This is a genomic window from Neisseriaceae bacterium CLB008, assembly GCA_041228285.1.
Taxonomy (GTDB): domain Bacteria; phylum Pseudomonadota; class Gammaproteobacteria; order Burkholderiales; family Neisseriaceae; genus JAGNPU01.
The window spans coordinates 836,570-862,595 of sequence record CP166133.1 but is presented as its reverse complement, the minus strand read 5'-3'; the positions used below and the strand labels follow the sequence as shown (position 1 = coordinate 862,595).

Here is a 26,026-nt window from a genome sequence, read left to right as displayed (position 1 = left end):
TCCTACCTGCCTAGGCTGTTGTCGTTTTGACCTCAGCCTAGGCAGGTTATTTTCTCTCTTAATTAATCGGTTTATCTGGCTCAATCGAACGTTGAGCTTATAGATCAGGGGGGATTATGTGTGTTTGGGCATTTGATTTTTAATGATCTGGGCAAAGAAACGCGCCCCAGTCGTCAAGACATCGTCGTTGAAGTCATAACAAGCGTTATGCAGCGGCAAATGGCCTTTACCCTCTTGCGCCACGCCGTTGCCTAGGAACACAAAGCAGCCAGGAATGTGCTGTAAGAACACGCCAAAGTCTTCAGAAATCATCATCTGAGCCACATTGCCATCGGTTTTTTCCTCGCCGATCACCTGCTGTGCCGCCGCCACCGCTACCGCCACTGGCTCAGCCCAGTTCACCGTCGGGGCAAATTCATGGGTGTATTCAAAATCACACTGGGCACCGTGCATGTGGCAAATGCCCTCACAAATGGCACGCATTCGAGTGGCCAATAGCGTTTGCACCGCCACAGAGTAGCTGCGCGTGTCGCCTTTGATTTCCACATAAGTGGGGATCGCATTGCGAATGCCATCGGTGTGAATCTCCGTACAAGAAATCACCGCTGGTTCATTGGGGTCTAAATTACGAGACACAATGGTCTGTAAGGCCATGATGATTTCCGCTGCAATCACCAAAGGGTCTTTACTCATGTGAGGCCTAGCCGCATGGGCACCTTGGCCGGTGATGCGAATCACAAAATTATCCTCACTGCCCATAATGCCCCCAACACGGGTTGCAATATGCCCAGCGGGCAAGCCTGGCATATTGTGCAGGCCATAAATCTCGTCCATGGGAAAACGGGTCAGCAAGCCATCGGCAATCATGGCCAAAGCGCCTTTACCCGGTTCTTCTGCAGGCTGAAATAAAAACCGAGCCGTACCGTCAAAGTCAGGCTGCTCACTCAGTAGCTTGGCCGTGCCCAACACCATGGCCATATGCCCATCGTGACCACATGCATGCATACAGCCATGATTTTTCGAAGCGTAGGCAACCGCGCCTTGCTCCGTCAAAGGCAAGGCATCCATGTCGGCTCGAATGCCGATGACCTTCTGCCCCGTCCCCACTTTAAGATCGGCAATCAGGCCCGTTCCCCCAATGCCTCGATGAACGGTTAAACCCATCTCGGTTAAAACCTTGGCTACATAATCTGAGGTATTCACCTCCTCAAAAGCCCCTTCTGGGTGAGCGTGTAAATGATGCCGCCAGGCGGCCAGTTGCATGTGCAATGCATCCATAATGTTCTTCCTCTGTATTTTATTTAGCGACAACCCCGTGCCCTATTGGCTTCAAACCATGATCACAGGGTGGTCAATCAATCTTGACGGCCTCGCCACACGATGTCTTGATAGACGTCAGGAGAAGTATCGCCCTCGGTGCTGATGAGCAGAACATGCGCATCAGCCTGTAAGCCCAAGCGCGCGCACAAATCTTGATGTTGAGGATCGTGCTTGAGCTCATGCACCAAGCCCATTCCCACCGCGCCAGACTCTCCTGAGACGATGGCTGGATCACCCGCCAGCGGTGCGGCTAAAATACGCATGCCATTGGCCGCCACCGCGTCTGCTACAGAGAAAAAGTAGTCGGTGTGATCGCGCACAATCGGCCAGCTTTGAGTATTGGGCTCACCACACGCCAAGCCTGCCATCAGCGTGTCTAGATCGCCCTTCACTGCGTGAGGATGGCCATCATTGTGTACGGCAGACTGATACAGACAATTGGCCTTATTCGGCTCAACCACCCATACTTTAGGTGCCGCCGCGCCTAAAGTGGCGACTAAATGGCCCATAATGGCGCCCGCAAACGACCCGACCCCGGCTTGCAGCACCACATGCGTAGGCAGCGGTGCCTGGCTGGCGCGCAGCTGCGCCAAGGCTTCCACCACGAGCGTCATATAGCCTTGCATAATCCATTCTGGAATCGCCTCATAGCCAGGCCACGCGGTGTCTTGCACCAGAGCCCACTGATGGCGTTCTGCCTGTTCGCTGGCAAACCGAACGGTATCATCATAATTAAGCTCGGTGATCTGACACTCAGCGCCGTGCTGGCGAATGTTTTCGGCGCGGATCGGCGAAGCACCTTTAGGCATGTAGACTATGGCGCGATGCCCAAGCTGTTGTGCCGCCCAAGCCACACCCCGACCATGGTTACCATCGGTTGCGGTGACAAACGTCATCTCACCTAAACGCGCCCGATTCTCAGACTGCATCAACACGTCAAAACTTAAGGCTTCTTCAGTCAAGCCCAATTGTTGACCTAAATATTTGGCCACCGCATACGAACCACCTAGGCCTTTAAAGGCATTCAAGCCAAACCGTTGGCTTTCATCCTTCACGTGTAACGAACCCAGCCCTAAGTGTGCGCTGAGCGCAGGTAAAGACCGCAGCGGCGTGGGTGCATAAATAGGCAGCTTCTGATGAAACGCCAAAACACGCTGCCCCACGATGGCGCTTAAGGCACTTAAATCCGCGCCTTCGCCGAATGATTTTTTACGGCCATTCGCCACATAATGAAATCCTGTGTGCATCGACACTTCTCCTCATGATTAAAGATTAAAATCAGCCATCTAAAACAAGCCTAGGCCCATAACGGCATTCACAATGCCGTTTTTTATCTATATACTTCTTCGGCTTAAGCTCATTCTTTGCTACGACAGCCACACCATTCATCTTAGCCTAGGGATGGCCTTAAAAAACGCTTAACTCAGCCCCAAGAATGCAACAAATCGGTGCTTTAGCCATCAGAAATGCATGATTGATTCATTCCTTCTCACCGCAACCTAAAAGGCGTCAGCATGACCCTCGATCGCTATGATAAAAAACTCTTAACGCTGTTACAGGAAAATAATCGACTATCACAGCGAGACCTTGCCGAAGCGGTCAATCTGTCCGCATCCGCGGTCAATCGCCGCATTGCTGCACTAGAAGCAGCAGGCGTCATTACGCACAACGTCAGCATTGTGGATCCGAGTAAATGCGGTCGGCCGTTAACCATTTTGGTGAAGGTGAGGTTAGAAAATGAACGTTTAGATTTATTGACGGCCCACAAACAGGCTTTTAATGCCTGCCCACAGGTTCAGCAAGCTTATTATGTGACCGGAGACCATGATTTTTTTCTCATTCTTAATGTTAAAGACATGGCTGAGTACGAAGCGTTAACGCAAACATTGTTTTTTGCTTCAGACAATATTAAAGGCTTTGAAACCGTTGTCGCCATGAGCAACACCAAACAAAGCCTCAAAGTCCTAATCGACTAAATGACAGACACAAAAAAAACACGCTTGTGTCGGCACAAAGCGTGTTTTTTTATGTTAAAAGACCAAAACAATTTGTTTTGATCATTAACGAATTGGGCTTATTTCAAAGCGTCTTTAAAGCCTTTACCAGCAGAGAAGCTAGGTACTTTAGCGGCTTTAATGGTCAATGGCTCACCAGTTTTAGGGTTGCGGCCTTGACGTTCAGCACGGTTGCTTACTTTAAAAGTACCGAAACCGATCAAAGATACGCTGTCACCTTTTTTCAAAGTATCAGTAACAGTTTGGGTCAAAGCGTCCAATGCTTTACCAGCATCAGCTTTGGTCAAACCAGATTCAGCCGCGATGGCTTCAATTAATTCAGACTTGTTCATGCATTTTACTCCTTCAAAAGGTTAGGCGTCGATGATAAGCACTTTTTTAGCTTACCGCAACAAAAAACACGCTCTGTTTGCTTTTTCTTAAACAATAATACCGCCGAAACGGCCGTAAACTGGGCTTTTCACGGTTGTTAGACCCTATTATTACGCAATCATTCAAAAAAAATCAATCATCAAATCAACATCATTGATTAGGACTGAAGAATATACCCACTATGCTTGACGCAATTCATGACTTTTGTGTCAATAATCCAATAAAGCACTGTCTTTCAAGCCAGTTATTGGTCATACTAAGCATAGCGACTATCCATACTTCACGTAACCATGGCCACAATCTGAGGCGGTTGCGTTGAGTATAAAGGAGTTTTAAGGAATTTGTCATATTATTTCTATTGTCTTGACCATAAATGATAAATAAATCTCTTTAAAGGAGAAATAATGAGTGCACTGTGTACCGTATTGATTGTCTCAAAAGAAGGCAAAAGCCCTATTTCTAACCAAATGCAGGTGGCGGCCCCATTAATGGTGGCCTTTGAAAACTGCGCCGTCGAGCAATTCGCCGAATACGTACAAGATGCCGGCATTCACGCAGTCATCTTTGACGGCGCACGCCTAAACAAGCAACACTTAAAAACCCTACACGCCCTCATCGAAGGCGATTGGCGCCTCGAGCTCAATGCCTACTGGTGGCATAAGGCCAGCGCGCCCAATCCCTTTGGCCCACGCGTTTACGGCACCGACAGCGAAACCTATTCCATGGCCTCGCTGTTGGCCTTAGTGTGTCAGAATTTACAACACAAAGCGTCAACTCCTTTCTTTAGCGCTTTAAAAAACTACGTCAACACTCAACCTGATTCATGGCACACCCCTGGCCATTCTGGCGGCTATTCGCTGCGTTACAGCGCTTGGGGCTCTGACTTCTATCATTTTGTCGGCCAAAACATCTGGCAAGCCGACCTATCCGTATCGGTGCAAAGCTTAGATTCGCTGCTGCATCCCGAAGGCGTCATCGCCGACGCACAAAGGCTTGCAGCAGAAGCTTTTGGCGCCAAAACCACTTATTTCGCCACCAACGGTTCCTCTACGGCCAATAAGGTCATTTTACAAAGCGTGCTGGTACCGGGCGACACCCTCTTGCTCGACCGCAACTGCCATAAATCGGTGCATCACGGCGTGATTCTTTCCGGCGCACGGCCGGTGTATTTAAACAGCAGCGTCAATGAGGCCTTAGGCATCTTTGCCTCGGTGCCGCTGGCCACTATTTTGGCCACCATCGAAGCCCAGCCCCACGCCAAAGCCATCATCCTTACCAGCAGCACCTACGATGGCCTATGCTATGACCTGAAACCTGTGATTGAGGCGGCTCACAAACACGGCATGAAGGTCATCATCGACGAGGCCTGGTATGGCTTTGCCCGTTTCCATCCGCGCTTTAGGCCCACCGCCTTAGAGCTCGGCGCCGACTATGTCACCCAAAGCACCCACAAAACCATGTCGGCGTTTTCTCAGGCCAGCATGGTCCACGTCAACGACCCTGAACACAATCCACACATTCTGCGCGAAACCTTTAATATGCATGCGTCGACTAGCCCGCAGTACAGCATCATCGCCAGCCTCGACGTGGCGCGCCAGCAAATGGTGATGGAGGGCTACGGCCTATTAGAAAAAGCGCTGAGCCTGGCTGAAACCCTGCGCCAAAAAATCAATGAAACGCGCCTATTCAGCGTGTTAACGCTGGCAGAGCTGCTGCCCGAAGCCTTAAAGCATGATCAAATTCGGCTCGACCCCACCAAAATCACCATCGACGTGCGCGCGAGCGGCCTGTCAGGCGATCAGGTACAGCAGCTGTTGTTTGAACGCTTTAACATTCAGGTCGAAAAATCCACCTTCGCCACCATCACCGCCATCGTCACCATTGGCGCCACGGCCAATAAAATGATGCGGCTGGTCCACGCCTTAACCACCCTTTCCGCCGAGGCACCTAAACGCCGCCTCAACGTCAAAAAACCGCTCTTAAAAGTCCCCAGCTTCACCAAGCTAGCGGGCCTGCCACGCGATGCATTTTACTTTGCCGGCGACTACATCCCCTTAATCAAGGCCGGCAAGCCCAATAAAACCCTGATTGGTAAAGTCTGCTGCGACCAAATCGTGCCCTATCCTCCGGGCATCCCCGTTTTGGTACCGGCGCAGGTCATTGACGAAGCCGTATTGAAGTTTTTGACCAATTTGATTTTGGCCGACGCCCCCCATGAGATCCACGGCCTAGTGCATCGGCCCAACGGCTACGCCATTCGGGTGTTGAGCAAAAAAGAACAGGCCAAGCTGGTGCCGCTAGAATAAGCCTGGCTAACCGATGGCCACAAAAAAGCCCCCATCTACAGATGGGGGCTTTTCTCATGCCTTGGCGCTTAGGCCCAAATCAATAAGGCGTGGTTGCGTTTGCCGCGACGAATGATGGTGTAGCGACCAAAACGCTTGTCGGCATCGGCCAGTACATAGTCTTGATCGGTTACTTTTTGACCATTAATCACCGCTGCACCTTGGCTGATAAAACCACGTGCTTCGTTGTTAGACTTAGCCAATTGAGCCGTCACCAAAGCCGCCACCACGTTGACCTCTCCACTCACTTCAAAGCTTGGCAAGCCGTCTAAGGCCAGCTGCTCAAAGTCGTCTTCGGTCAAAGCGCTTTGGTCTTCCGCAAACAGGCTTTGGCTAATGCGCTGAGCGGCTTCTAAAGCTGCCTCACCGTGCACCAAGCGCGTCATTTGCTCAGCCAAAATACGCTGCGCTTGAGGCGCTTTGCTACTGGCCTGATCGTCGGCTTCAATTTGACGAATCTCGTCCATAGACAAGAAGGTAAAGAAGGCCAAGAAACGGTACACGTCGGCGTCGGCAACTTTTAACCAGAACTGGTAGAACTGATACGGAGACGTTTTCTTCGCATCTAGCCAAATCGCGCCGCCTTCAGTCTTACCAAACTTGGTGCCGTCTGACTTGGTCACCAACTGCAAGGTCAAGCCATAAACCGTTTCGCGGTTTAAGCGACGGGTTAAGTCGATGCCGGCGGTGATGTTGCCCCACTGATCAGAACCGCCAATTTGCAGCTGGCAGCCTTGAGTCTTGTTCAACTCAGCAAAGTCATAGGCCTGCAACAGGCTGTAGGCAAATTCGGTAAACGAAATGCCAACGTCGTCACGGTCTAGGCGCTGCTTCACCGACTCTTTATTGATCATCGCGTTCACCGAAAAATGCTTGCCGATGTCGCGTAAGAAGCTGAGGGTGTCCATGTGGCCGAACCAATCGTGATTGTTTGCCATGCGTGCTGGATTCACGCCGTCAAACGAAAGGAAAGGCTTTAATTGATTGCGGATTTTTTCTACCCAGCCGGCCACCACGTCAGGGGTGTTCAGGCTGCGTTCAGTCGCTTTAAAGCTTGGGTCGCCAATCATGCCGGTTGCACCGCCGACCAATGCGATCGGGTGGTGACCATAATCCTGAAAGCGCTTAAGCGTCAATACAGGCAACAAATGACCAATATGCAAACTGTCTGCGGTTGGGTCGAAGCCACAATACAATGACACTTTTTGTTCCGCCAGTAAGCTTTCTAATGCCTCAGCATCGGTTACCTGCGCCAAAAGGCCACGTTCTTGTAGTTGCTCGATTAAACCCATCGTCATCGTTGTGTCTCCAATTAAACATTAAATAAGAAGTTAATTACATCGCCGTCGGCAACCACATACTCTTTGCCTTCTGCGCGCATTTTACCGGCTTCTTTCGCCTTGGCTTCACCGCCTAAGGCCACGAAGTCTTCAAATGCAATCACCTGAGCGCGAATAAAGCCGCGCTCAAAGTCGGTGTGGATCACGCCTGCGGCTTTAGGGGCGGTGTCGCCTTTTTTAATCGTCCAAGCGCGTACTTCTTTCACCCCTGCGGTGAAGTAGGTTTGCAAGCCTAACAGTTCGTAACCGGCACGAATCAAGCGATTCAAACCAGGTTCCTCTAGGCCCATTTCGCCTAAGAATTCTTGCTTATCCGCATCGTCCAAATCGGCAATTTCGGCTTCCATAGAGGCACACAAAGCCACTACGGGCGCGCCTTCTTTAGCGGCCAATTCCTGCAAACGAACCAGGTGTTCGTTGTTTTCAAAACCATCTTCTGACACGTTGGCCACGTACATAGCAGGCTTAACGGTCAACAAGCACAAAGGCTTAATCACGGCCAAGTCGTCTTCATCTAGGCCCATAGAGCGTACAGGCAAACCTTGATCAAGGTGGGCTTTGACTTTTTCTAATAAGCTCACCAAGACCATCGCGTCTTTATCACCGCTTTTGGCGCGCTTGCCTTCTTTCAAAATGGTGCGCTCAACCGCCGTTAAGTCGGCCAAGCACAGTTCCGTGCCAATGGTTTCAATGTCAGAAATCGGGTCAACCTTACCCGCCACGTGCACAATATTGCCGTCTTCAAAGCAGCGCACCACGTTCACGATGGCGTCGGTTTCACGAATATTGGCCAAGAACTGGTTGCCCAAGCCCTCGCCTTTACTCGCACCAGCCACCAAGCCTGCGATGTCGACGAATTCGACGATGGCCGGCTGCATTTTTTGTGGATTCACAATTTTCGCCAACGCATCCATGCGCGCATCAGGCACTTCGACAATGCCGACGTTCGGTTCGATGGTGCAAAAAGGGTAGTTTGCTGCTTCAATACCAGCCTTAGTTAAGGCGTTGAATAAAGTTGATTTTCCGACGTTGGGCAAGCCAACAATGCCGCATTTTAAACTCATGGTTAGTCCTGAAGAATTGCTTTAAAAAAATAGGCCATTGTACCACACAACAGCCGTCAAAATGACGCCCTTCTGCTATAGAAAAGCCGCTTTTTAGCCAGGCCAGTGCAACACGCCCTCGCCAACTGGCAGCACCGCTCCGCCGACCCAAATTTCAGCCGCGCTCGGCGCTGCGTCTACCGGGCCTGGCTTCACCGCCAAATGCAGTACGTTTAAACGCTGTACGCATTCGCCCTGCTCTAGCCGCCAAGCAAAATCCGTGTCGCCACGCAACACCTGTAGGCCGCCTAAGTTGGCACAGGCCGAGCCCGTACCGGGGTCTTCCACCACGGCTCCGTTTTGGCCCGTAAACATGCGCACCGTCGCCAAGGCTTCGGCCTCATACCAAATATAGGCCACGGTACGGCCGGGGCGTAGATAAGCGCCGGTCTCAAACAAAATCGGATCGGGCTTAGCGCGCAGCACCGCTTCTTTCGAGGCCAACTGAATCAACAGCTGCTCCGAGCCGGTGCTCACCCACAGCGGCTGCGCTGCAATGTCCGACACCTCTAGGCCCAGCATCGCTGCTGCCTCAGCCATGCTGAGGTCGGCCACGCGGCTGGTGGGCGGCTGCGGCGTTTTCAACCACACGCACTCAGGCGTAAGGCTCACTTCAACCGGGCCAGCCTCTGCTTGCAATACCAGCGTTTCTCTGGCATCGCCCTGCTGCTGTAGCACAAATGCCGCACCCAAAATCGGATAGCCCGCGAAAGGCAGGCACACGCTGGGCGTGTAAATGTGCAGCTTAGGGTCAGCCTCAGGCTGGCTAGGATCTCGTTCGATGAACACCGTTTCCGATAGGTTCATCTGTTTGGCCAAAGCCTGCATGCTGGGCGCAGACAGCGGCGCATCCAAGCACACCACGGCCAACGGATTGCCTGCGGTAATGGTTTCGGCAAACACGTTGACCAAATAAAACGGCAACGCCCTTAATTCATGTTGCGATGATGTCATGATTCATCCCCTCATGTCGGCGGTTCCGACAGTCGCTATAGCTATGGTTGCCTCTCGGCCCATTCACGGGCCAAAATAGCGTAATAATACTCGTCCCACCACTCATCGCCCTTGGGAATACAGGCAATAAAATGGCCTTCACGGCGCATGCCCAGCTTTTCCATGACCTGATACGAAGCAGGATTATCCGGCTGACAAGTAGCAATCACACGGTGTAGCCCCATGCGTTCAAAGCCATGAGCCAGCATTAAAGTCGCCGCTTCCGTCACATAACCACGGCCTTGATGATCCGGATGGCACACCCAGCCTATTTCGTAGCTGTGCTGGCCAAAATAAGGCTCAAAACATAAGTGCCCGATCAGCCGTTCGCCCTCATTCAACACCATCGCCCAATAATGCGCATCCGCATGAGCATGCTGAGTCACAAAGGCCAAAGCGGCCGCCTCATCAAACACCCCCTCAGGCAAATAGTGCATGACTTGGGGGTCGCAGGTGTAGGCATGCACCGCCGCCGCATCGGCGACGGCAAAGGCCCGCAGATGAAGGCGCTGACCGCGCAGCGTCATGCCATCCCCACTTAAGCCAAGCTTACTTCAATATTGTCAATCAAGCGCGTGGCGCCTAAGCGCGCGGCGCCCAGTATCACCACATGCTTCGCGCCTGCCGCTGCAACCTCTAGCGTCTCAGCATCGCGCACTTCCACGTAATCTACGTCCCAGCCGGTAGCAGCTAAGCGTGATTTAGCGGTTACCTCTAGGCCAGCATAGTCCTTAGAGCCGGCCTCAATGGCTTCTTTCATCTCGCTTAAGACGGCGTACAGCTCTGGTGCCTGCGCCCGCTCAGCCTCAGTCAAATACCCATTACGGCTAGACAAGGCCAAGCCGTTGGCCGCACGGCCAGTATCCACCGGCACAATGTCTATCGGCATGTTTAAATCCGCCACCATGGCGCGAATCACGTGCAGCTGCTGATAATCTTTTTTACCGAAGCAGGCCACGTCGGGCTGGACAATATTAAACAGCTTACTCACCACCGTGGCGACGCCGCGAAAGTGTCCGGGACGAAACGCCCCACACAGTTCATTTTGAATGTGCGGCGGCTCCACGTTAAAATCTTGCTTCACCCGTGGGTACAGCTCATGCTCGTCGGGGGCAAAAATCACCGCCACATCTAATGCCTCTAGCTTAGCCGCATCATCGGCCAAGGTACGGGGATAGGTTTGAAAGTCTTCGCCTTGTCCAAACTGGAGGCGATTCACAAAAATACTCACCACCACCGCATCAGCGCGCTTTTTGGCTTCGCCCACTAAGGCCAAATGGCCTTCATGCAGGTTGCCCATAGTGGGCACAAACGCCACGACGCCGGCGGTTTTTCGCCATTCGCGCAACTCTTTAACCGTATGGATAATACGCATTCGTTTTCTCTCTTCAATGTATGGACGACCTGGACGCCGTGTGAGTACAAAGCCCAACAATGGCGACGAAAGACTTTTCAGATACGCCTGCATCCGTAGATAAAGCATGTTTGAAAAGCCCTGACACAGGTTCAGCCCGCAAAAAAATAAAAAGGGTTCAGCAAGACCTTTGTCTTCCTGAACCCCAATGTTATACACCCTTTAGAACGAGTGTTCCACGGCCGGGAAGCTTTGATTTTTAACCGCTGCCACATAGGCTTCAAAAGCGCCCTGAATGCTGTCGCTCTCGGGCATAAAATTACGCACGAAGCGAGCCGCTTTACCTGGGTAAACGCCCAACATATCGTGCATCACCAACACTTGCCCATCACAATCCACGCCAGCACCGATGCCGATGGTCACGCAGCTTAAAGCCTCGGTGACTTTTTTCGCCAATTCAGCCGGCACGCATTCCATTAAGACAATGCTGGCGCCCGCGGCTTCATGTGCTTTGGCGTCGTTCATTAAGGCCACCGCAGCATCGTCGGTTTTACCCTGAACCTTATAGCCACCAAAGGCATTCACAGACTGAGGCGTCAAGCCAATGTGGGCACAGACAGGAATGCCGCGCTCATGTAAAAAGCGCGTGGTTTCTGCCATCCACACACCGCCTTCAAGCTTGACCATCTGTGCGCCAGCGGCCATTAATTCCGCGGCGGAGGCAAACGCTTGCTCCTTGCTTTGCTGGTAGCTACCAAACGGTAAATCGGCAATGATTAAGGCTTCTTGGTTGCCGCGACAGACGGCTTCAACGTGGTAGCACATTTGTGCCAGCGTCACCGGCAGCGTACTGTTGTGGCCCTGCACCGTCATGCCAAGCGAATCGCCTACCAGCAGCGTGTCGACTTGGGCGCGCGCCATCATGCTGGCAAAGCTGGCTTCGTAACAGGTCAGCATGGTGATTTTCTCACCCTGGCTTTTCATTTTTTGTAAGGTACTGATCGTGGTCATGGTGACTCCTTTATTTCTACAACCCATTAGCTGGGTAAGGTTTCATCCAGATTCAAGTAGCCGCGGCTGCCTTGCATATTGACAATGGCGTGCACCAACAGCTCAAAATGATCGTCGTTCCCAATGAAATCCATGTCGTCCACGTTGGCAATCAACACTGGCGCACGGGTATACAAATGGAAAAAACGCTGGTATTCGTCATTTATTTGCGACAAATAGCCCTCTGGAAACAACTTCCACGTCGCGTCGTCGCGACTGCTTAACTGCTTATTAATCGTGTCGTCAGATGCCTGTAAATACACCACTAAATTGGGCGCAGGATACTGCGGCATCACTTTTTGCGACAGCTCCCAATACAGCTTGCGCTCGTCTTCACTCAAAATAATGGTGGAAAAGATTTCGCCCTTTTCCAGCAAAAAATCGCTCACTAAGCGGCTGTGTTTATCACGCTCAGCCGCCACCAGCTCGGCACTTTCAGAGCGGCGCATAGCAAACCACAGCTCGGTCGCGAGGCCGTGATTGGCGGCATTCAAATAAAATTGATTCAAAAAGGGATTCGATTCGGGCCGCTCAGACAGCCACATGGCGTCAAAATACGCCGCCAGCTTACGGCTTAAGGCCGATTTACCACAGCCAATCGCACCTTCAACAACAATGTAGGGATGGTTCATAAGGCCTTCATCTTCACAAAACGATCAACATCACACCGGCGTCGCCTCTTTGCGAACGCCCTCCATGCCTAGCTGAGCCGCCAGCTCGGCGGCCGAGCCGTATTGGCCCAAAACGTATTCTGGCGCCACTTCGGCCAAAGGGTGCATGACAAATCCACGCTCATGCGCGCGCGGATGCGGCAGCATCAAAAACTCAGTATCGCTGACCTGATGATCATAATCAATCAAATCCAAATCCAAAGAGCGGGGGCTGTTGGCAAACGCCCGCTCGCGCCCAAACGTTTGCTCAATGGCCAGCAGCGCCGTCATCAGCTCAATAGCGGTTAAATCGGTTTGCACCAACGCCACCATATTGACAAAGTCCGGCTGGTCCAAATACCCCACGGGGGCCGTCACATACAGCGATGAAGGCGTCACACCATGAATGCCCTCATGCTCACGCAAAACCGCCAGCGCCTGCAACACTTGCGCCCGAGGGTTATTTAAATTGCTGCCAAAAGCCACAACGGCCGTATGCACTGCCTTAGTCATGGCGTTGCCCCGCCTGCTGTGGTGCGCCACGAGTGGCTGACTTTTGAGCGCCGCTGGGCTTACGACGACGGCGCTTAGGCGCAGCCGCACGCGTTTGGCCATTAGGCGCATCTTTAATCATCTGCACTTGCTCATCGCCATTGGCTTTTTGGAACTGCGTCCACCAGTCGGCCAACTCTTGCGGCACTTCACCTACCTGGGCGCGAATGAGCAAGAAGTCGTAGGCAGCACGGAAGCGATTTTGCGCCAAAAGGCGGAATGGACGGTTGCCCACGCGGGCCTCAAACTGAGGCTGCATTAACCAGATTTCACGCATGGTGGCGCTAAAACGACGCGGTACCGAGAAGCGGTGATCTAAGCTGTCCTGCACGTCGGCCATCGCCGCGGCCAAAGCCGGCACCGATTTTTGGCCCTCGGCTAAATAAGCCTGCCACTTTTCATACACTGGCTGCCACAGCAACGACGCCAACAAAAAGCCCACAGAAACGGGTTTTTGTTCACGTAAGCGCTGATCGGTGCTTTCTAGGGCAATGGTGACAAAAGGATTATTCTCGTCCTGACCCAGCACGGCCTGCAGCAGCGGAAACACATCGCGCTGTACGCCTAGCTCATCTAAACGTTTTAGGCAGGCTTGCGCATTGCCAGAGAACAATAGTTTCAATAGCTCGTCGAATAAGCGTGCCGGTGGCTCTTGCGCCAACAGCGAAGCCTGAGCCGCAATTGGGGCCTGGGTCTTAGGCGCCAGCGTAAAGCCCAGCTTGGCAGACAAACGCGCCGCACGCATGATGCGCACAGGATCTTCTTTATAACGCTCAGCCGGGTCACCAATCATCACCAGACGTTTGGCCTTAATGTCGGCCACGCCATCGTGGTAGTCTAAAATTTCTTGAGTCTTAGGATTGTAGTACAGCGCGTTACAGGTAAAGTCGCGGCGTAGCGCATCTTCCATCTGCGTGCCGTAGGTATTGTCCTTCATGATGCGACCCTGTTCATTCTGGGTCTGCACATCGCCACCCCTAAACGTCGTCACCTCAATGGTCTCAGGCCCCACCATCACATGGACGATTTTAAAGCGTCGACCAATGATGCGGCTGCGGCGAAACACTTTGTGCACTTCTTCGGGCTTAGCATTGGTCGCCACGTCAAAGTCTTTTGGCTCTATCCCCAACAGCAAGTCACGCACGGCACCGCCCACCACAAACGCCTCATAGCCTTCAGCTTGGAGTCGTTTGATGACTTTTTCGGCCGCAAAACTCAAAGAATCGCGGGCAATTTTATGGCTGCCATACGGCAACACATCAGGCGCTCGTTTGCCGGCCTGTACTTTTTGATTGAATAACTTCTTCATCCATTTTTTGATCATGGTAAACAACTCTTAAACCTAAGCCTTATAAGTATATTTTTTAAAAACCACGTATTATAACTTGAAACGGCCCTCATCCTATAAATAAATCGCCTGAATCGCTTAAATGATGCAGATAAAAATAGAGCCTTTGCCGTCAATCTGAGCTACAATAGCGCTCTATTGCTTACCTAATCATCGAAGGATCGACATGTACGTTTCAGAATTCACTAAATTCATGAATGATTATTTAGACCAAAACCAAGAAGTGGCCGAAGAGCGCATGACGTTGCGCGGCAAACTATGGGATGTCGAGCTCAAAAGCGACGAACAAAAAGGCTTTAAAGCAGGCAAAGTACCGAACAAACCTTACGCTTACCAACCTAAATAATACCATTATGTCACGCACGACCTGGGCGCTAGAGCCTGAATTAGCCGATTATTTATTGGCCATTGGCCAGCCTGAGGCCGACGTCCTCGCTCGGCTGCGCCAGCAAACCGCAGCCCACCGCATGGCCAAGATGAGCCTAGCCCCAGAGCAAGCCCATTTACTGACTTGGCTGGTACAGCTGACCCAAGCCAAGCATTATTTAGAACTGGGCGTATTTACCGGCTACAGCAGCACCGCCGTCGCCCTAGCCCTTCCTGCCGACGGCACGGTAACGGCCTGTGACATCAACGACACCTTCACTCAACAGGCCCGCACCGCTTGGGCCGAGGCCGGCGTCAGTGACAAAATCACCCTGCACTTACAGCCAGCGCTGTTTACTCTGGATGAACTACTCGAAGAAGGCCGCCATAATCATTATGATTTGGCCTTTATTGATGCCGACAAGCCCTCTACGCCCGCCTATTTTGAGCGCTGCCTACAGCTGGTGCGCCCCGGCGGAATCATCGCCATCGACAACGTCTTATTAAACGGCCGCGTCTTGGCACCAGCCAACCCTAAAGACCCGCCCAGCATCGGCATCATGCAGGCCTTTAATGCCAGCCTACCGTTGGATCAACGCATCGTGCCGATCACGGTACCGGTGGGCGACGGCCTAACCCTGTTGTTAAAAAAATAACGGACTGACTATGACCAAGCTGCTCTTTCTAGCCTTAGGTACCAGCTTCATCCTCTCGGCCTGCGCCAGTTCTCAGAACCCGCCCGCCCAGGAACAGCCGACTTTAAGCGCCGCCCCAGAAGAGCACAAGTCCTACGCCAACAGCGTCCTCAGCGCCAGCATTGATGCCCAACAAGAGCGCATCGAGGCGCTAGAATATGAATTAGCCAAGCTCCAAACCCAAGTCAACGCCCTCAGTAAAACCCCGCCCAGCCCCGCCATCGATCTGCCGCCCACGCCCACCAAACCCAAACCTGAAGCCACCGTGCCAATCGATGAGCAGCAATATCATCAAGCCCAAGCCTTGCTACAACGTAAAGAATACGTCGCGATGGTGACCTTACTAAAAGGCTATGCCAACGGCGGCAACGGCAGCCTCATGGCGCAAAACAATATGTTTTTACTCGCCACGGCACACTTTAACTTAGGCAATTGCGAAGCCGCCATCGGCATCAACCGCCGCTTCGCCAATGATTACCGGCAGCATCCCAACGCGCCAAGAGCGCTTTACAACATCGCCAACTGCCAGCTGAGCATGAAGCAAAACGATGTCGCCCACACCACTTTAAGAACCTTGATTCGCACCTACCCAAACAGCACGGAAGCGCAGCGAGCCAAGATTCTGCTGAAATAATTAACCAACCCACACCACCGATGAAAAAGGAACGTTTAACATGATTCAAGTAGGCATTGTAATGGGCAGCAACAGTGATTGGGACGTGATGCAAAACGCAGCAAAAATGCTGAAGCAGTTCAACGTCGCTTTCGAGACCAAGGTTGTCTCTGCACACCGCACCCCAGATTTGCTGTTTGATTATGCCGAACAGGCCCAAAAGCGCGGCCTAAAAGCCATCATTGCCGGCGCAGGCGGCGCCGCCCACTTGCCAGGCATGTTGGCCGCAAAAACCACCGTACCGGTATTGGGCGTACCCGTACCCTCTCGCTATTTGCGCGGTGAAGATTCCTTGTTGTCTATTGTGCAAATGCCTAAAGGCATTCCCGTAGCCACCTTCGCCATCGGTGAAGCCGGCGCCGCTAATGCCGCCTTATTTGCCATTGCCATGCTGGCCAATGAAGTGCCCGAATTGGCTGCGGCCCTACAGGCCTTCCGCCAAACCCAAGAACAAACTGTACTCAACATGACCCTACCAGAGGTTGACTAATGAACCATCGTACCAGCCCCATCCTTCCCCCTGCCATGTTGGGCATTTTAGGGGGCGGCCAGCTTGGCCGCATGTTCACCATTGCCGCTAAAACCATGGGCTATCGCGTGACCGTGTTGGATCCCGATCCACAAGCACCCGCAGCCGCCTTCGCCGATCGCCACCTGTGCGCACCGTTTAACGATGCCGCCGCCTTGGCCATCATGGGCGAATGCGCCGCCGTCACCACTGAGTTTGAAAACGTCAACGCCCAGGCCATGATCGATTTGGCTCAGCACACGCGCGTTTCTCCCAGCGGCGACTGCGTGGCGATTGCGCAAAATCGTATCCTAGAAAAAAAATGGATTCGTCAGGCCGGCCTGGCCACGGCCCCTTACGCCGTGATCGACACGCCAGAAGCCTTGGATCAAGACTTCGGTGCCTATCTACCGGGCATCATGAAAACCGCCACTATGGGCTACGATGGCAAAGGCCAAATCCGCGTCCGTACGCCTGAAGAAGTCGCCGCAGCCTTTGCCGAACTCGGTCAGGTGGCCTGCGTATTAGAGCGCATGCTGCCGCTTCAAAGCGAAGTATCGGCTATCGTGGCGCGCTTAAGCGACGACGAGATCAGCTGTTTTGCGCCTTCTGAAAACCAGCACAAAGACGGCATCCTCGACGTGTGCATCGTCCCCGCGCGCCTGCCTGAAGCTCTGCAACAGCAGGCCCAGAATATGGCCAAACGCTTGGCCAACGAGCTGAACTACGTGGGCGTGTTGGCGGTGGAATTTTTTGTACTCGACGACGACACCCTCATCGTCAACGAAATGGCCCCCCGTCCGCATAATTCCGGCCACTATACTTTAACCGCCTGCTTGGCCGACCAGTTTCAGCAACAGGTACGCACCTTATGCGGCCTCACGCCGGCCCAGCCAGATTTGCTCAGCCCCTGCGTGATGGTCAACCTTTTGGGCAACGAATGGCCCGCAGGCGGCGGCGAGCCCAATTGGGCACCGCTGCAACAAAGCGGCAACGCCCACCTTTATCTCTACGGTAAAGAAGAGGCTCGACCAGGCCGTAAAATGGGCCACTATACGGTTTTAGGCCCAGACACAGAGGCCTTACTGAACCAAGCCCTAAACTTACAAAACACCCTAACCCAACCTTTGTAGGATTGCACACGATGACCTCCATCAGCCTTAAAAAGATTTACTCTGGTAAAGTACGTGACTTATACGAAATCGACGATCAGCGCATGCTGATGGTGGCCACTGACCGCCTGTCTGCTTTTGATGTGATCTTGGACGACCCCATCCCGCAAAAAGGCGAGATTCTGACCCAAATTTCTAATTTTTGGTTTGAAAAATTACAGCACGTCATCCCCAATCACTTCACCGGCGACACCGTTTACGACGTTTTGCCAACAGAAGAAGCCAAGGCTTTAGAAAAACGTGCCGTGGTGGCGCAAAAGCTGACCCCAGTTAAAGTAGAAGCCATTGTACGCGGCTATTTAGCCGGCAGCGGTTGGAAAGAATATCAGCAAACCGGCGCCGTGTGCGGCCACGTTTTACCCGCAGGCCTAGAAGAAGCCGCCAAGCTACCAGAAGTGTTGTTCACGCCATCGACCAAGGCCGAAGTGGGCGATCACGATGAAAACATCAGCTACGAAGTGTGCGAAAGCATCATTGGCGCCGACGTGGCGGCCAAAGTGCGTACCGCGGCCATCAAGCTGTACACTGAAGCCGCCGCTTTTGCGGCCACGCGCGGCATCATCATCTGCGACACCAAGTTTGAATTTGGCCTCAACGCTGCTGGCGAATTGATCCTGATGGACGAAGTACTGACGCCTGATTCAAGCCGCTTCTGGCCTGCTGACGAATACCAAGTGGGCACCAACCCACCTTCATTCGACAAACAGTTCATCCGCGACTGGCTAGAAGCCAGCGGTTGGAACAAGCAAGCGCCCGCACCTAAGGTACCGGCCGACGTGATCGCCAAAACCAAAGAGAAATACCAAGAAGCCCTGACCTTATTGACCCAATAAAGGCGATGGTTTTTGATTTGGCCCATGCGTGCGCGCATGGGCTTTTTAATGCCTGCGTCTAGCCTAGAACGCCGGCACCACCCGAGATCACCCTTCCCATAAAAAAACACGGCCTATGCCGTGTTTTTTTGACCCAACCCCGCCTTAAAAAGAAGACCCATCTTCTTGCAAAAACGCAATTTCTTCTTCGCTAGACGAACGGCTCAAGGCCTTATTACGGTGCGGATAGCGTCCAAAACGATCAATGATGGCCTTGTGGCGCAGCTCAAAATCCAAGGTATTGGCATCGCCGAACTCAGTAAATAAGCGCACGGCTTCAACGTGGATCACCGCCGACTCGGAATGCATATAGGGCATTAACGCAAACTGCCGATATTCAGGCGACAGCTTGGCAAAGCCTGGCTGCTGAATCAACTCCTGCGCCAAGACTAAGGCCATGCCGTCTTGGCTAAATGCTTCACGCTGGTTGCGACAAAGGTTGCGTGAAAATTGATCGAGGACGATGATTTCCGCCACTCGGCCTTCTAGGCTGGTGCGCCAATGCGCCAGTTCGCCCTGCTTCGCCTGAGCCCACACTGGGCCAAACTGCTGGTGAAGGGCAGCATCAAAATCATCGCTCTTGGCAAACCAGTGTGGTCGGGTTTGCTCGCTAAACCAAAAGGTCAAAACGTTGTTCATTGCTTGCATGATCGATACTCCTCTTTGAGATGGTTTGAGTATAAACCATTTACTCTATTTGAGTCGGTTTATCCGCTAAAATCCTGCTGATTCAGGCACGTCCTGCTGTTCTAAATCAAGAACGCTGCGTTAAGTTTTTGTCCGCTATTCATTTTTCAAGCGTTATTGCATACTGTTTTCACACCGGCACTCAATCACGATGGCTGGGTTTATTTTAACCGTTAAAAAAGGAATTATGATGACCAAACCTTACATTCGTTTAGACAAAGACAACGCAGCGGTTTTATTGGTCGACCATCAGGCCGGTCTGTTATCTCTGGTACGCGACATTGATCCAGATAAATTCAAAAACAACGTTCTGGCCTTAGCCGATTTAGCTAAATACTTCAACCTGCCCACCATTTTAACCACCAGCTTTGAAAATGGCCCCAACGGCCCGCTGATGCCTGAGTTGACTAAGCTGTTCCCAGATGCGCCCTACATTGCGCGTCCGGGCCAAATCAACGCTTGGGACAACCAAGATTTTGTGGATGCCGTCAAAGCCACCGGCAAAAAACAGCTCATCATTGCTGGCGTGGTGACTGAAGTGTGCGTGGCCTTCCCTGCACTGTCGGCTTTAGCAGAAGACTTTGACGTATTTGTGGTCACCGACGCCTCAGGTACGTTCAACGCCCTCACCCGCGACAGCGCCTTAGACCGCATGTCACAAGCCGGCGCCCAGTTAATGAGCTGGTTTGGCGTGGCCTGTGAGCTACACCGCGACTGGCGCAATGACGTTGAAGGTTTAGGCACGCTGTTTGCCAACCACATTCCTGACTATCAAAACTTGATGAATAGCTACAGCACCGCAACCCAAACCAAGGCCTAATCTGCCCACATCAAAACGCCTACGGTTGATCAGCCGTAGGCGTTTTTTAACCTGCTTATTCTTCACACAAGAGCCGATATTTTTCGGTTAAGTAATCCAACAATAGCCGCACCGCTGGCAGCTGACCACGCCGAGAAGGATACACGGCATGAATGATTTCGCGCCGCGGCGCCCAGTCCGGCAGCACCGACACCAGCTCGCCGCAGGCCAGCTGTGACTGTATCATCAACAGCGGCAGCTGCACCACGCCCACCCCCACCAGCGCCGCTTCCCGTAACGCCATCATGTCGGTGGTCACATAGCGTGGGCGATGGTGCAGCGCCACCTGCCGCTCATCTGGACCAAACAGCGTCCAAACATGGGCATTTTGTGGCTGGCCAATGGCCAAGCTGGGCCACTGGCTTAACTCCGCCGGCGCGCTAGGCAAACCGCCCATCGCCTCAACCAATTTAGGGCTGGTCACCAAACACTGGCCGCGCTCAGCCAAAATACGCAACACTAAGTCGCTGTCTTCCAACGGCCCTGGACGCACCCGAATGGCCACGTCAAAGCCTTCCCCTACCACATCAACGGCGCGGTTATTGGCATCTAAATGCACAATGATTTGTGGATAGGCCAACATGAATTCAGCCAGCATGGGCCCAATATTGGCGTGCAATAAGGCCACCGGACAAGACAGCCGCACCACGCCCTTAGGCTCGCTTTGCACCGATAAAATGGCCTCATGCGCTGCCTCGGCCTCCACTAACATGGCTTGGCAATGCTCGAAAAACGTTTGGCCAATATCGGTTAATGAAAAACGGCGGGTCGAACGATGAATCAAACGCACGCCAAGACGTTCCTCTAACAGCGCCACACGGCGGCTCAGCTTGGATTTAGGCACACCTAAGGCTCGGCCTGCGGGCGAAAAGCCACCGTATTCGATGACTTTCACAAAATAATATAGGTCATTTAGATCTGTCTGCATTTTTGCTCCATCGTTCTAATATTGAAACAATCAGTGCTGATTTTAGCGGCTACCGCCCTCTTTGTCACACATTTATAATCAACTCATCCTCATCAAACAGAACAATGACACAGAAAGGAAACGCCATGAAACAAATCAATGCAGTTTACAGCGCACCCCAAGGTCACTGGGTGGGCGATGGTTTTCCCGTTCGCTCATTATTCTCTTACCAAACCCTAGGCCGCCAGCTCAGCCCATTTTTGCTGCTGGACTATGCCGGCCCAGCTGAATTTACCCCGACCACTCAGGCTCGTGGCGTCGGCACCCACCCTCACCGTGGTTTCGAAACCGTCACCATCGTGTACCAAGGCGCTGTGGCCCATGAAGATTCTACCGGCGAAGGCGGTGAAATTGGCCCAGGCGACGTACAGTGGATGACGGCCGGCGCGGGCATTTTACATAAAGAGCACCATGCCCAAAGCTTTGCCCAAAGCGGTGGCACCCTACAAATGGTGCAGCTATGGGTTAACCTACCGGCCGCCCATAAAATGACGCCGCCACGCTATCAAGCCATCGTCTCTCACGACATCCCCACCGTGACCTTGGCAGATAAGGCCAGCACGCTGAGGGTGATTGCCGGTGAGTTTGAAGGCCATCAGGGGCCAGCCCAAACCTTCAGCCCGTTGAATGTATGGGACATGCGTTTAAAAGCGGGTCAGGTGCATGACTTTGCCCTTACCGAAGGCGACAGCGCCGCCCTCATCGTCTTAGAAGGCAGCGTTTTACTCAACGGTCACACTTTGGTGAGAAACGCAGATTTGGCGCTATTGTCACAAGATGGCCAGCGGTTTAACCTAGAGGCCACGACCGATAGTCTGGTGTTGCTGCTCAGCGGCACGCCCATTGACGAACCGATTGCCGGCTACGGCCCCTTTGTGATGAACACGGAAGAAGAAATACAGCAAGCATTTAGCGACATGAAAAGCGGCCGCTTTGGCCAACTGATTTAATTTTAAGTTATTTAATCTCATATAAAGGAAACACTATGTTGACGCTTAAAAAATACGCTCTTGGCCTCTTATTTGCCCTACCCTTGGCCGCTCAGGCCGCGCCATGGGCTTTAGACGCCTCCCACACCCGCATTGGCTTTACCATCGACCATATGGGCTATTCCACTACTTATGGCCAATTCAAAGCCCATAAAGGCACCGTTGATTATGACCCAGCCAAACCGGCCCAGACTAAAATCAACTTCACCATCGACGTGAACAGCCTAGACAGCGACTGGAAAGCCCGTGATGAACATTTGCTGAACGCCGACTTTTTTAATGCGGCTAAATTTCCAACCATGACGTTTGTGAGCAGCAAATACACCCCTAAAGGCGGCAACAAAGCCACCGTTGAAGGCAATTTGACCCTGCTGGGCGTGACCAAGCCGGTCATCCTAGACGTCACCCTCAACAAGCACGAAGTCAGCCCACTGACTAAGTTAGACACGATTGGCTTTAAAGCCACCACCGTGATCAAGCGCAGCCAATGGGGCATGACCACCTTCTTGCCGGCTGTTGCAGATGAGGTCTACATCAGTATTGATGCAGAACTCAATCCGGCTAAATAAAGCGAGGTCTATATCAGCACTGGTGCAGAACTCAATCTAGCTAAATAAAGCGAGGTCTACATCAGCACTGATGCAAAACTCAATCCGGCTAAATCAGCATCGCCTGAGCTTTGAACTTTAAGTTTCACCATCTTCAATGTGGTTTAAACCCTGCCCAGCAGCCGCTAGGCAGGGTTCTTTTTTTGTATTAGCGCTGCCTCATCCCCCATGCGCCTCATGCTGGTTGGCCGCGATCGCTGCCTGCACGCGGCTGCGTAGGTTTAACTTTCTGAGGATGTTTTGCACATGCACTTTGACCGTGTTTTCCGACAGACTCATCTGATCCGCAATGATTTTATTGCTGATGCCTTTGGCAATATAGCCCAGTACCTCACGCTCCCTTTGCGTCAGGCTCGCCCAATCCATCTGCTGGGCCGGCGGCGCGGCGCCTAGTTTAGGCGCCAGAAGCTTCATGCTGATCGCCTGCGACACCACTCGCTCACCCGCCATGGCTTGATGGATGGCCGCGATCAAAAACTCAGTGTCCACGTTTTTCAACACATAGCCCATAGCCCCCAGCGCCATGCATTTTTGTAAATCGGCCGCATCTTCAGAAATGGTCAGCATCAGCACCGGCAAGCTAGGCTGATGATTCAACATCTGCGCCAGCGCCTCTAAGCCATTCATCAATGGCATGTCTAAATCCAGCAGCACCACATCAGGGCGGCACTGCTTGGCCAGCTTCACCCCTTCCAGGCCATCGGTGCCCATCCCCACCACGGTAAATTCGGCCACCTGCGTCAACAAAAAGCTAAGCCCCTGTCGAAACAGGGCGTGGTCATCAACCAATAAAACGTGTACAGGCTTTTGCGGCATACGAATCTATCTTTCAGAAGCAGGAATGGTGAAATGAATTTGGGTGCCGCATCGAGGCTGCGACACAATGTCAATGTGGGCGCCAATTTTATCGGCGCGCTCTTGCATGATGGCCAGACCAATATGATGGCCCTGCGCTTCGGCCTGCGCCGCCACTTTTTGTCGGTCAAAGCCGAGGCCGTCGTCGACGATGCTCATTTTAAAGGCCCCATCGTCTTCTATCAGCACCGATATAGACTGCGCCTGAGCGTGTTTGCCGATATTAGACAGGGCTTCTTGCAAAATAAAAATCACTTGAATCTGCTGCTGTGCATTCAGGCTCAATTCATCGCTGAGCACATAGGTTTCGATCGGCACGCCAATGCGTTGCTGATAGCGCTCGATGACGCCCTCAATGGCTTCGGTCAGGCTCAGCTCGCTCAAACGAGTGCGAAAATTACTCAATAGTTCACGAACATCTTCATAGCAGTGCTGGATGCCGTTTTGAATCAAGGTCAGGTTGGCCTGCAGCGACAACTGCTGCGCCAGCAGCGGGCTTTTTTGTAAAATCTGAAACTGAATGCCGAGAAACGACAGCGATTGAGCAATGCTGTCGTGTAGCTTTTGCGCCATCAGATTACGTTCGCTCAAAACAGCGTGCTGCTGCTGTTGGCTGGCCAAACGGGCATTTTCTTTGGCGATGGCCAGCTGGCTGCCCAAAAGCTGCAGCAGCCGCTCATCCGCCGCCGCAGGCTTCTGGCCATTCTGAAGCGCCACCGCCAGATAACCTTGGCTGGCCTGCCTGTGCCCCAAGGGCAGCAGCACCAGCGTCACGCCATCAGCGCCCTCACTAAGCACCAGCTCGGCGCGCAGGCTGACCACTTTGCACGATCCAAGACGCGACTGTAGCTGCGCCAGCAGCCCTGCATTCAACCCTTGCGCGCAGCCTAGGCGCAGCCCAGCTGGCGTGAGCCAAAACACGGCGCCTCGGCTACTGCCCATCAGCGGCAAGGTGCGCGCCAAAAACTGGGCCACCACCTCGGGGCCAAAGTCATGCTGATGCAAATACGACGTGATTTGGTACAGCATGGCCCAATCATGCTTTTGCCGCGCCAGCGCTTCGGTTTTACTGGCCACTTTGTCTTCTAGATGGGCATACATGTCCTGTAAATTAGCTGCCATTTGGTTAAAGCCTTCAAACACAGCGTCAAACTCATCGTGACCGCGCCGATACAGCTGGGTGCGCAAATGCCCAGCGGTCACATCATGAATGCCTTGATTCAGGGTTTTCAACGGCGTCAACACCAGCCGCCGCAGCAAGAAAAAACTCAATAAGGCCGATCCTAAAATCAGCGCCATCAACCCCATTCGAATGATGCGCAATTGCTGAATGCTGTCGGTATTGGCGGCCTCAATACGGTTGGCCTGTTGGTTAATTAAGGCCGTCAACACATCGGCCTCACGCATCAAGGCTACGCTGGAAACCTCAGTCGGCGCAGCCAGCTCGGCCAATAGGCGTTGCAACGGTGGACCTAAGGGCGCCACAACGCTCAACGTGGCCTGTGGCTGCTGCAACCTCTGCCAGCTCGCCAACACCGTCAAACGCTGCTGGGCTAAGGCCTGCACCTGCTGAGGCTGAGCCTGCAAGGCCACCAGACGATACACCTCTTTACTCAAAACCCCCATTTGGTTAATCGCCACGCCGCGGTCTTCCAGCTGCCAGGTAATCGACACCGTCATGCTGACAAACGACAGCACGCACAGCGCCCACAGCACAATGGTGAGCAGCAGTTTGGCGCTGAGGCTGTGTAAGCGTAAGCGCGGCGGCCAGCGGCGCCAGGCGCGCGTAGGCAAAGGCATGAAAGCAGACATAAAGGGCATGAAAAATCCTTATTGTAAATGATTCTCAATAAGATTGGTGCAATATCTGCCTACCACACCCAATAAAACATGGCCTTGGCCAGAATCACAATGCACACCATGTGGGTGAACACGCTCTGATGCAGCCGCTTAAAGTACAGGCCTCTGAGTTTGCCCTTACTGCGCAAATACATGGCGGTGCAAAAATGGCCAAACACGCTGATGGCGATGAGGATTTTGATGCCCAACAGCAGCCCAAAGCTAGAATTTCTAAAATCGGCCAAGGCCGGTAAATAATTGAGCCACACCATGCCAATGCCGGCACTGTAAAGCACCAGCAGCGCCCACGGCATGACCTGACGGGCGCGATTGCCGACGGCGCCTTCCACAGCGTCCATAAAACGAGGCGATACTTTTTTACGCACGCCTTCTAAAATCAGCACTTCAAAGAACACGGCGCCGATAAACATCAAGGCCCCAAACAAATGCAGGGTTAATAGGATGGGATAATATTGGTGCATGACTGCTCCTTA

At 52.8% G+C, this 26,026-nt stretch carries 28 protein-coding genes; 11 read left to right on the top strand and 17 right to left on the bottom strand.

Features of this window, described 5'->3' with window-relative positions:
- Nucleotides 1–114: 114 nt before the first annotated feature.
- Together AB8Q18_03875 and dpaL are read right to left on the bottom strand one after the other, a co-directional pair.
- Nucleotides 115–1,278 carry a M20 aminoacylase family protein gene (locus AB8Q18_03875; protein XDZ52197.1) on the bottom strand — a complete coding sequence of 388 codons (1,164 nt, stop codon included), beginning with the start codon at nucleotides 1,276–1,278 and terminating at the stop codon, nucleotides 115–117.
- A 77-nt stretch (nucleotides 1,279–1,355) separates the two neighbouring features.
- Nucleotides 1,356–2,567 carry a diaminopropionate ammonia-lyase gene (gene dpaL, locus AB8Q18_03870; GenBank protein XDZ52196.1) on the bottom strand — a complete coding sequence of 404 codons (1,212 nt, stop codon included), beginning with the start codon at nucleotides 2,565–2,567 and terminating at the stop codon, nucleotides 1,356–1,358.
- A 267-nt stretch (nucleotides 2,568–2,834) separates the two neighbouring features.
- Here dpaL and AB8Q18_03865 point away from each other — a divergent pair, with 267 nt between their 5' ends.
- Nucleotides 2,835–3,296, top strand: coding sequence for an Lrp/AsnC family transcriptional regulator (locus AB8Q18_03865; GenBank protein XDZ52195.1), 462 nt, complete (start codon nucleotides 2,835–2,837; stop codon nucleotides 3,294–3,296).
- 98 nt (nucleotides 3,297–3,394) lie between these two features.
- On the opposite strand, the gene AB8Q18_03860 is transcribed toward AB8Q18_03865, so the two are convergent.
- Nucleotides 3,395–3,667 (bottom strand): HU family DNA-binding protein, encoded by a 273-nt coding sequence (locus tag AB8Q18_03860; protein ID XDZ52194.1) that lies wholly within the window; start codon nucleotides 3,665–3,667, stop codon nucleotides 3,395–3,397.
- 444 nt (nucleotides 3,668–4,111) lie between these two features.
- On the opposite strand from AB8Q18_03860, the gene AB8Q18_03855 reads away from it, so the two are divergent.
- The gene (locus tag AB8Q18_03855; protein ID XDZ52193.1) at nucleotides 4,112–6,013 is read left to right on the top strand and encodes an aminotransferase class I/II-fold pyridoxal phosphate-dependent enzyme; all 1,902 of its coding nucleotides are present in this window, start codon (nucleotides 4,112–4,114) and stop codon (nucleotides 6,011–6,013) included.
- A 68-nt stretch (nucleotides 6,014–6,081) separates the two neighbouring features.
- On the opposite strand, the gene tyrS is transcribed toward AB8Q18_03855, so the two are convergent.
- From tyrS to pcnB, 9 genes are all read right to left on the bottom strand, one after another.
- Nucleotides 6,082–7,344 (bottom strand): tyrosine--tRNA ligase, encoded by a 1,263-nt coding sequence (tyrS, locus tag AB8Q18_03850; protein XDZ52894.1) that lies wholly within the window; start codon nucleotides 7,342–7,344, stop codon nucleotides 6,082–6,084.
- A gap of 20 nt (nucleotides 7,345–7,364) precedes the next feature.
- The gene (gene ychF, locus AB8Q18_03845; GenBank protein XDZ52192.1) at nucleotides 7,365–8,456 is read right to left on the bottom strand and encodes a redox-regulated ATPase YchF; all 1,092 of its coding nucleotides are present in this window, start codon (nucleotides 8,454–8,456) and stop codon (nucleotides 7,365–7,367) included.
- A gap of 93 nt (nucleotides 8,457–8,549) precedes the next feature.
- Nucleotides 8,550–9,449 (bottom strand): PhzF family phenazine biosynthesis protein, encoded by a 900-nt coding sequence (locus tag AB8Q18_03840; GenBank protein ID XDZ52191.1) that lies wholly within the window; start codon nucleotides 9,447–9,449, stop codon nucleotides 8,550–8,552.
- A 41-nt stretch (nucleotides 9,450–9,490) separates the two neighbouring features.
- Entirely contained in the window at nucleotides 9,491–10,015 is a 525-nt protein-coding gene (locus AB8Q18_03835) for a GNAT family N-acetyltransferase (protein XDZ52190.1), read from the bottom strand.
- Nucleotides 10,016–10,026: 11 nt separating this feature from the next.
- Nucleotides 10,027–10,863, bottom strand: a complete 837-nt coding sequence (gene panC, locus AB8Q18_03830; GenBank protein XDZ52189.1) for a pantoate--beta-alanine ligase — start codon at nucleotides 10,861–10,863, stop codon at nucleotides 10,027–10,029.
- A 201-nt stretch (nucleotides 10,864–11,064) separates the two neighbouring features.
- Complete coding sequence (panB, locus tag AB8Q18_03825) at nucleotides 11,065–11,853, bottom strand: 3-methyl-2-oxobutanoate hydroxymethyltransferase (protein XDZ52188.1); 789 nt, start codon at nucleotides 11,851–11,853, stop codon at nucleotides 11,065–11,067.
- Between the two features lie 26 nt (nucleotides 11,854–11,879).
- Complete coding sequence (locus tag AB8Q18_03820) at nucleotides 11,880–12,524, bottom strand: deoxynucleoside kinase (protein ID XDZ52187.1); 645 nt, start codon at nucleotides 12,522–12,524, stop codon at nucleotides 11,880–11,882.
- A gap of 30 nt (nucleotides 12,525–12,554) precedes the next feature.
- Complete coding sequence (folK, locus tag AB8Q18_03815) at nucleotides 12,555–13,055, bottom strand: 2-amino-4-hydroxy-6-hydroxymethyldihydropteridine diphosphokinase (GenBank protein XDZ52186.1); 501 nt, start codon at nucleotides 13,053–13,055, stop codon at nucleotides 12,555–12,557.
- Nucleotides 13,048–14,418, bottom strand: a complete 1,371-nt coding sequence (pcnB, locus tag AB8Q18_03810) for a polynucleotide adenylyltransferase PcnB (GenBank protein ID XDZ52185.1) — start codon at nucleotides 14,416–14,418, stop codon at nucleotides 13,048–13,050. Before pcnB ends, folK begins: the two co-directional genes overlap by 8 nt.
- A gap of 190 nt (nucleotides 14,419–14,608) precedes the next feature.
- Here pcnB and AB8Q18_03805 point away from each other — a divergent pair, with 190 nt between their 5' ends.
- Genes AB8Q18_03805 through AB8Q18_03780 form a run of 6 tightly spaced genes read left to right on the top strand, consistent with a single transcriptional unit; the run spans nucleotide 14,609 to nucleotide 18,689 of the window.
- Nucleotides 14,609–14,788 carry a DUF3460 family protein gene (locus AB8Q18_03805; GenBank protein XDZ52184.1) on the top strand — a complete coding sequence of 60 codons (180 nt, stop codon included), beginning with the start codon at nucleotides 14,609–14,611 and terminating at the stop codon, nucleotides 14,786–14,788.
- Between the two features lie 7 nt (nucleotides 14,789–14,795).
- A complete protein-coding gene (locus AB8Q18_03800) occupies nucleotides 14,796–15,464 on the top strand; it encodes an O-methyltransferase (protein ID XDZ52183.1) in 669 nt (222 codons plus the stop codon).
- Nucleotides 15,465–15,474: 10 nt separating this feature from the next.
- Complete coding sequence (locus AB8Q18_03795; protein XDZ52182.1) at nucleotides 15,475–16,137, top strand: tol-pal system YbgF family protein; 663 nt, start codon at nucleotides 15,475–15,477, stop codon at nucleotides 16,135–16,137.
- A 40-nt stretch (nucleotides 16,138–16,177) separates the two neighbouring features.
- A complete protein-coding gene (gene purE / locus AB8Q18_03790; protein XDZ52181.1) occupies nucleotides 16,178–16,666 on the top strand; it encodes a 5-(carboxyamino)imidazole ribonucleotide mutase in 489 nt (162 codons plus the stop codon).
- Entirely contained in the window at nucleotides 16,666–17,817 is a 1,152-nt protein-coding gene (locus tag AB8Q18_03785; protein ID XDZ52180.1) for a 5-(carboxyamino)imidazole ribonucleotide synthase, read from the top strand. Before purE ends, AB8Q18_03785 begins: the two co-directional genes overlap by 1 nt.
- A gap of 11 nt (nucleotides 17,818–17,828) precedes the next feature.
- Complete coding sequence (locus tag AB8Q18_03780; protein XDZ52179.1) at nucleotides 17,829–18,689, top strand: phosphoribosylaminoimidazolesuccinocarboxamide synthase; 861 nt, start codon at nucleotides 17,829–17,831, stop codon at nucleotides 18,687–18,689.
- Nucleotides 18,690–18,833: 144 nt separating this feature from the next.
- Here AB8Q18_03780 and AB8Q18_03775 read toward each other — a convergent pair whose 3' ends face one another.
- On the bottom strand, nucleotides 18,834–19,376 hold the full coding sequence (locus AB8Q18_03775; protein XDZ52178.1) for a DUF924 family protein: 543 nt from the start codon (nucleotides 19,374–19,376) through the stop codon (nucleotides 18,834–18,836).
- Nucleotides 19,377–19,605: 229 nt separating this feature from the next.
- Here AB8Q18_03775 and ycaC point away from each other — a divergent pair, with 229 nt between their 5' ends.
- Nucleotides 19,606–20,235 (top strand): isochorismate family cysteine hydrolase YcaC, encoded by a 630-nt coding sequence (ycaC, locus tag AB8Q18_03770; protein ID XDZ52177.1) that lies wholly within the window; start codon nucleotides 19,606–19,608, stop codon nucleotides 20,233–20,235.
- Between the two features lie 55 nt (nucleotides 20,236–20,290).
- Here ycaC and AB8Q18_03765 read toward each other — a convergent pair whose 3' ends face one another.
- Nucleotides 20,291–21,202, bottom strand: a complete 912-nt coding sequence (locus AB8Q18_03765) for a LysR family transcriptional regulator (GenBank protein XDZ52176.1) — start codon at nucleotides 21,200–21,202, stop codon at nucleotides 20,291–20,293.
- Between the two features lie 125 nt (nucleotides 21,203–21,327).
- Here AB8Q18_03765 and AB8Q18_03760 point away from each other — a divergent pair, with 125 nt between their 5' ends.
- Nucleotides 21,328–22,191, top strand: coding sequence for a pirin family protein (locus AB8Q18_03760; GenBank protein ID XDZ52175.1), 864 nt, complete (start codon nucleotides 21,328–21,330; stop codon nucleotides 22,189–22,191).
- Nucleotides 22,192–22,226: 35 nt separating this feature from the next.
- Nucleotides 22,227–22,799, top strand: a complete 573-nt coding sequence (locus tag AB8Q18_03755; GenBank protein ID XDZ52174.1) for a YceI family protein — start codon at nucleotides 22,227–22,229, stop codon at nucleotides 22,797–22,799.
- Between the two features lie 198 nt (nucleotides 22,800–22,997).
- Here AB8Q18_03755 and AB8Q18_03750 read toward each other — a convergent pair whose 3' ends face one another.
- From AB8Q18_03750 to AB8Q18_03740, 3 genes are read right to left on the bottom strand one after another with little or no spacing between them, the layout of a single operon-like run.
- Entirely contained in the window at nucleotides 22,998–23,654 is a 657-nt protein-coding gene (locus AB8Q18_03750; protein ID XDZ52173.1) for a response regulator, read from the bottom strand.
- 6 nt (nucleotides 23,655–23,660) lie between these two features.
- Nucleotides 23,661–25,514, bottom strand: coding sequence for an ATP-binding protein (locus AB8Q18_03745; GenBank protein ID XDZ52172.1), 1,854 nt, complete (start codon nucleotides 25,512–25,514; stop codon nucleotides 23,661–23,663).
- Nucleotides 25,515–25,564: 50 nt separating this feature from the next.
- Nucleotides 25,565–26,014, bottom strand: a complete 450-nt coding sequence (locus tag AB8Q18_03740) for a CopD family copper resistance protein (protein XDZ52171.1) — start codon at nucleotides 26,012–26,014, stop codon at nucleotides 25,565–25,567.
- Nucleotides 26,015–26,026: the final 12 nt, after the last annotated feature.

Excerpts from the sequence above, each read along its gene's own strand:
- AB8Q18_03875 (XDZ52197.1), bottom strand. The coding sequence starts at position 1,278 with ATGGATGCATTGCACATGCAACTGGCCGCCTGGCGGCATCATTTACAC.
- dpaL (XDZ52196.1), bottom strand. The coding sequence starts at position 2,567 with ATGCACACAGGATTTCATTATGTGGCGAATGGCCGTAAAAAATCATTC.
- AB8Q18_03865 (XDZ52195.1), top strand. The coding sequence starts at position 2,835 with ATGACCCTCGATCGCTATGATAAAAAACTCTTAACGCTGTTACAGGAA.
- AB8Q18_03860 (XDZ52194.1), bottom strand. The coding sequence starts at position 3,667 with ATGAACAAGTCTGAATTAATTGAAGCCATCGCGGCTGAATCTGGTTTG.
- AB8Q18_03855 (XDZ52193.1), top strand. The coding sequence starts at position 4,112 with ATGAGTGCACTGTGTACCGTATTGATTGTCTCAAAAGAAGGCAAAAGC.
- tyrS (XDZ52894.1), bottom strand. The coding sequence starts at position 7,344 with ATGGGTTTAATCGAGCAACTACAAGAACGTGGCCTTTTGGCGCAGGTA.
- ychF (XDZ52192.1), bottom strand. The coding sequence starts at position 8,456 with ATGAGTTTAAAATGCGGCATTGTTGGCTTGCCCAACGTCGGAAAATCA.
- AB8Q18_03840 (XDZ52191.1), bottom strand. The coding sequence starts at position 9,449 with ATGACATCATCGCAACATGAATTAAGGGCGTTGCCGTTTTATTTGGTC.
- AB8Q18_03835 (XDZ52190.1), bottom strand. The coding sequence starts at position 10,015 with ATGACGCTGCGCGGTCAGCGCCTTCATCTGCGGGCCTTTGCCGTCGCC.
- panC (XDZ52189.1), bottom strand. The coding sequence starts at position 10,863 with ATGCGTATTATCCATACGGTTAAAGAGTTGCGCGAATGGCGAAAAACC.
- panB (XDZ52188.1), bottom strand. The coding sequence starts at position 11,853 with ATGACCACGATCAGTACCTTACAAAAAATGAAAAGCCAGGGTGAGAAA.
- AB8Q18_03820 (XDZ52187.1), bottom strand. The coding sequence starts at position 12,524 with ATGAACCATCCCTACATTGTTGTTGAAGGTGCGATTGGCTGTGGTAAA.
- folK (XDZ52186.1), bottom strand. The coding sequence starts at position 13,055 with ATGACTAAGGCAGTGCATACGGCCGTTGTGGCTTTTGGCAGCAATTTA.
- pcnB (XDZ52185.1), bottom strand. The coding sequence starts at position 14,418 with ATGATCAAAAAATGGATGAAGAAGTTATTCAATCAAAAAGTACAGGCC.
- AB8Q18_03805 (XDZ52184.1), top strand. The coding sequence starts at position 14,609 with ATGTACGTTTCAGAATTCACTAAATTCATGAATGATTATTTAGACCAA.
- AB8Q18_03800 (XDZ52183.1), top strand. The coding sequence starts at position 14,796 with ATGTCACGCACGACCTGGGCGCTAGAGCCTGAATTAGCCGATTATTTA.
- AB8Q18_03795 (XDZ52182.1), top strand. The coding sequence starts at position 15,475 with ATGACCAAGCTGCTCTTTCTAGCCTTAGGTACCAGCTTCATCCTCTCG.
- purE (XDZ52181.1), top strand. The coding sequence starts at position 16,178 with ATGATTCAAGTAGGCATTGTAATGGGCAGCAACAGTGATTGGGACGTG.
- AB8Q18_03785 (XDZ52180.1), top strand. The coding sequence starts at position 16,666 with ATGAACCATCGTACCAGCCCCATCCTTCCCCCTGCCATGTTGGGCATT.
- AB8Q18_03780 (XDZ52179.1), top strand. The coding sequence starts at position 17,829 with ATGACCTCCATCAGCCTTAAAAAGATTTACTCTGGTAAAGTACGTGAC.
- AB8Q18_03775 (XDZ52178.1), bottom strand. The coding sequence starts at position 19,376 with ATGCAAGCAATGAACAACGTTTTGACCTTTTGGTTTAGCGAGCAAACC.
- ycaC (XDZ52177.1), top strand. The coding sequence starts at position 19,606 with ATGACCAAACCTTACATTCGTTTAGACAAAGACAACGCAGCGGTTTTA.
- AB8Q18_03765 (XDZ52176.1), bottom strand. The coding sequence starts at position 21,202 with ATGCAGACAGATCTAAATGACCTATATTATTTTGTGAAAGTCATCGAA.
- AB8Q18_03760 (XDZ52175.1), top strand. The coding sequence starts at position 21,328 with ATGAAACAAATCAATGCAGTTTACAGCGCACCCCAAGGTCACTGGGTG.
- AB8Q18_03755 (XDZ52174.1), top strand. The coding sequence starts at position 22,227 with ATGTTGACGCTTAAAAAATACGCTCTTGGCCTCTTATTTGCCCTACCC.
- AB8Q18_03750 (XDZ52173.1), bottom strand. The coding sequence starts at position 23,654 with ATGCCGCAAAAGCCTGTACACGTTTTATTGGTTGATGACCACGCCCTG.
- AB8Q18_03745 (XDZ52172.1), bottom strand. The coding sequence starts at position 25,514 with ATGCCCTTTATGTCTGCTTTCATGCCTTTGCCTACGCGCGCCTGGCGC.
- AB8Q18_03740 (XDZ52171.1), bottom strand. The coding sequence starts at position 26,014 with ATGCACCAATATTATCCCATCCTATTAACCCTGCATTTGTTTGGGGCC.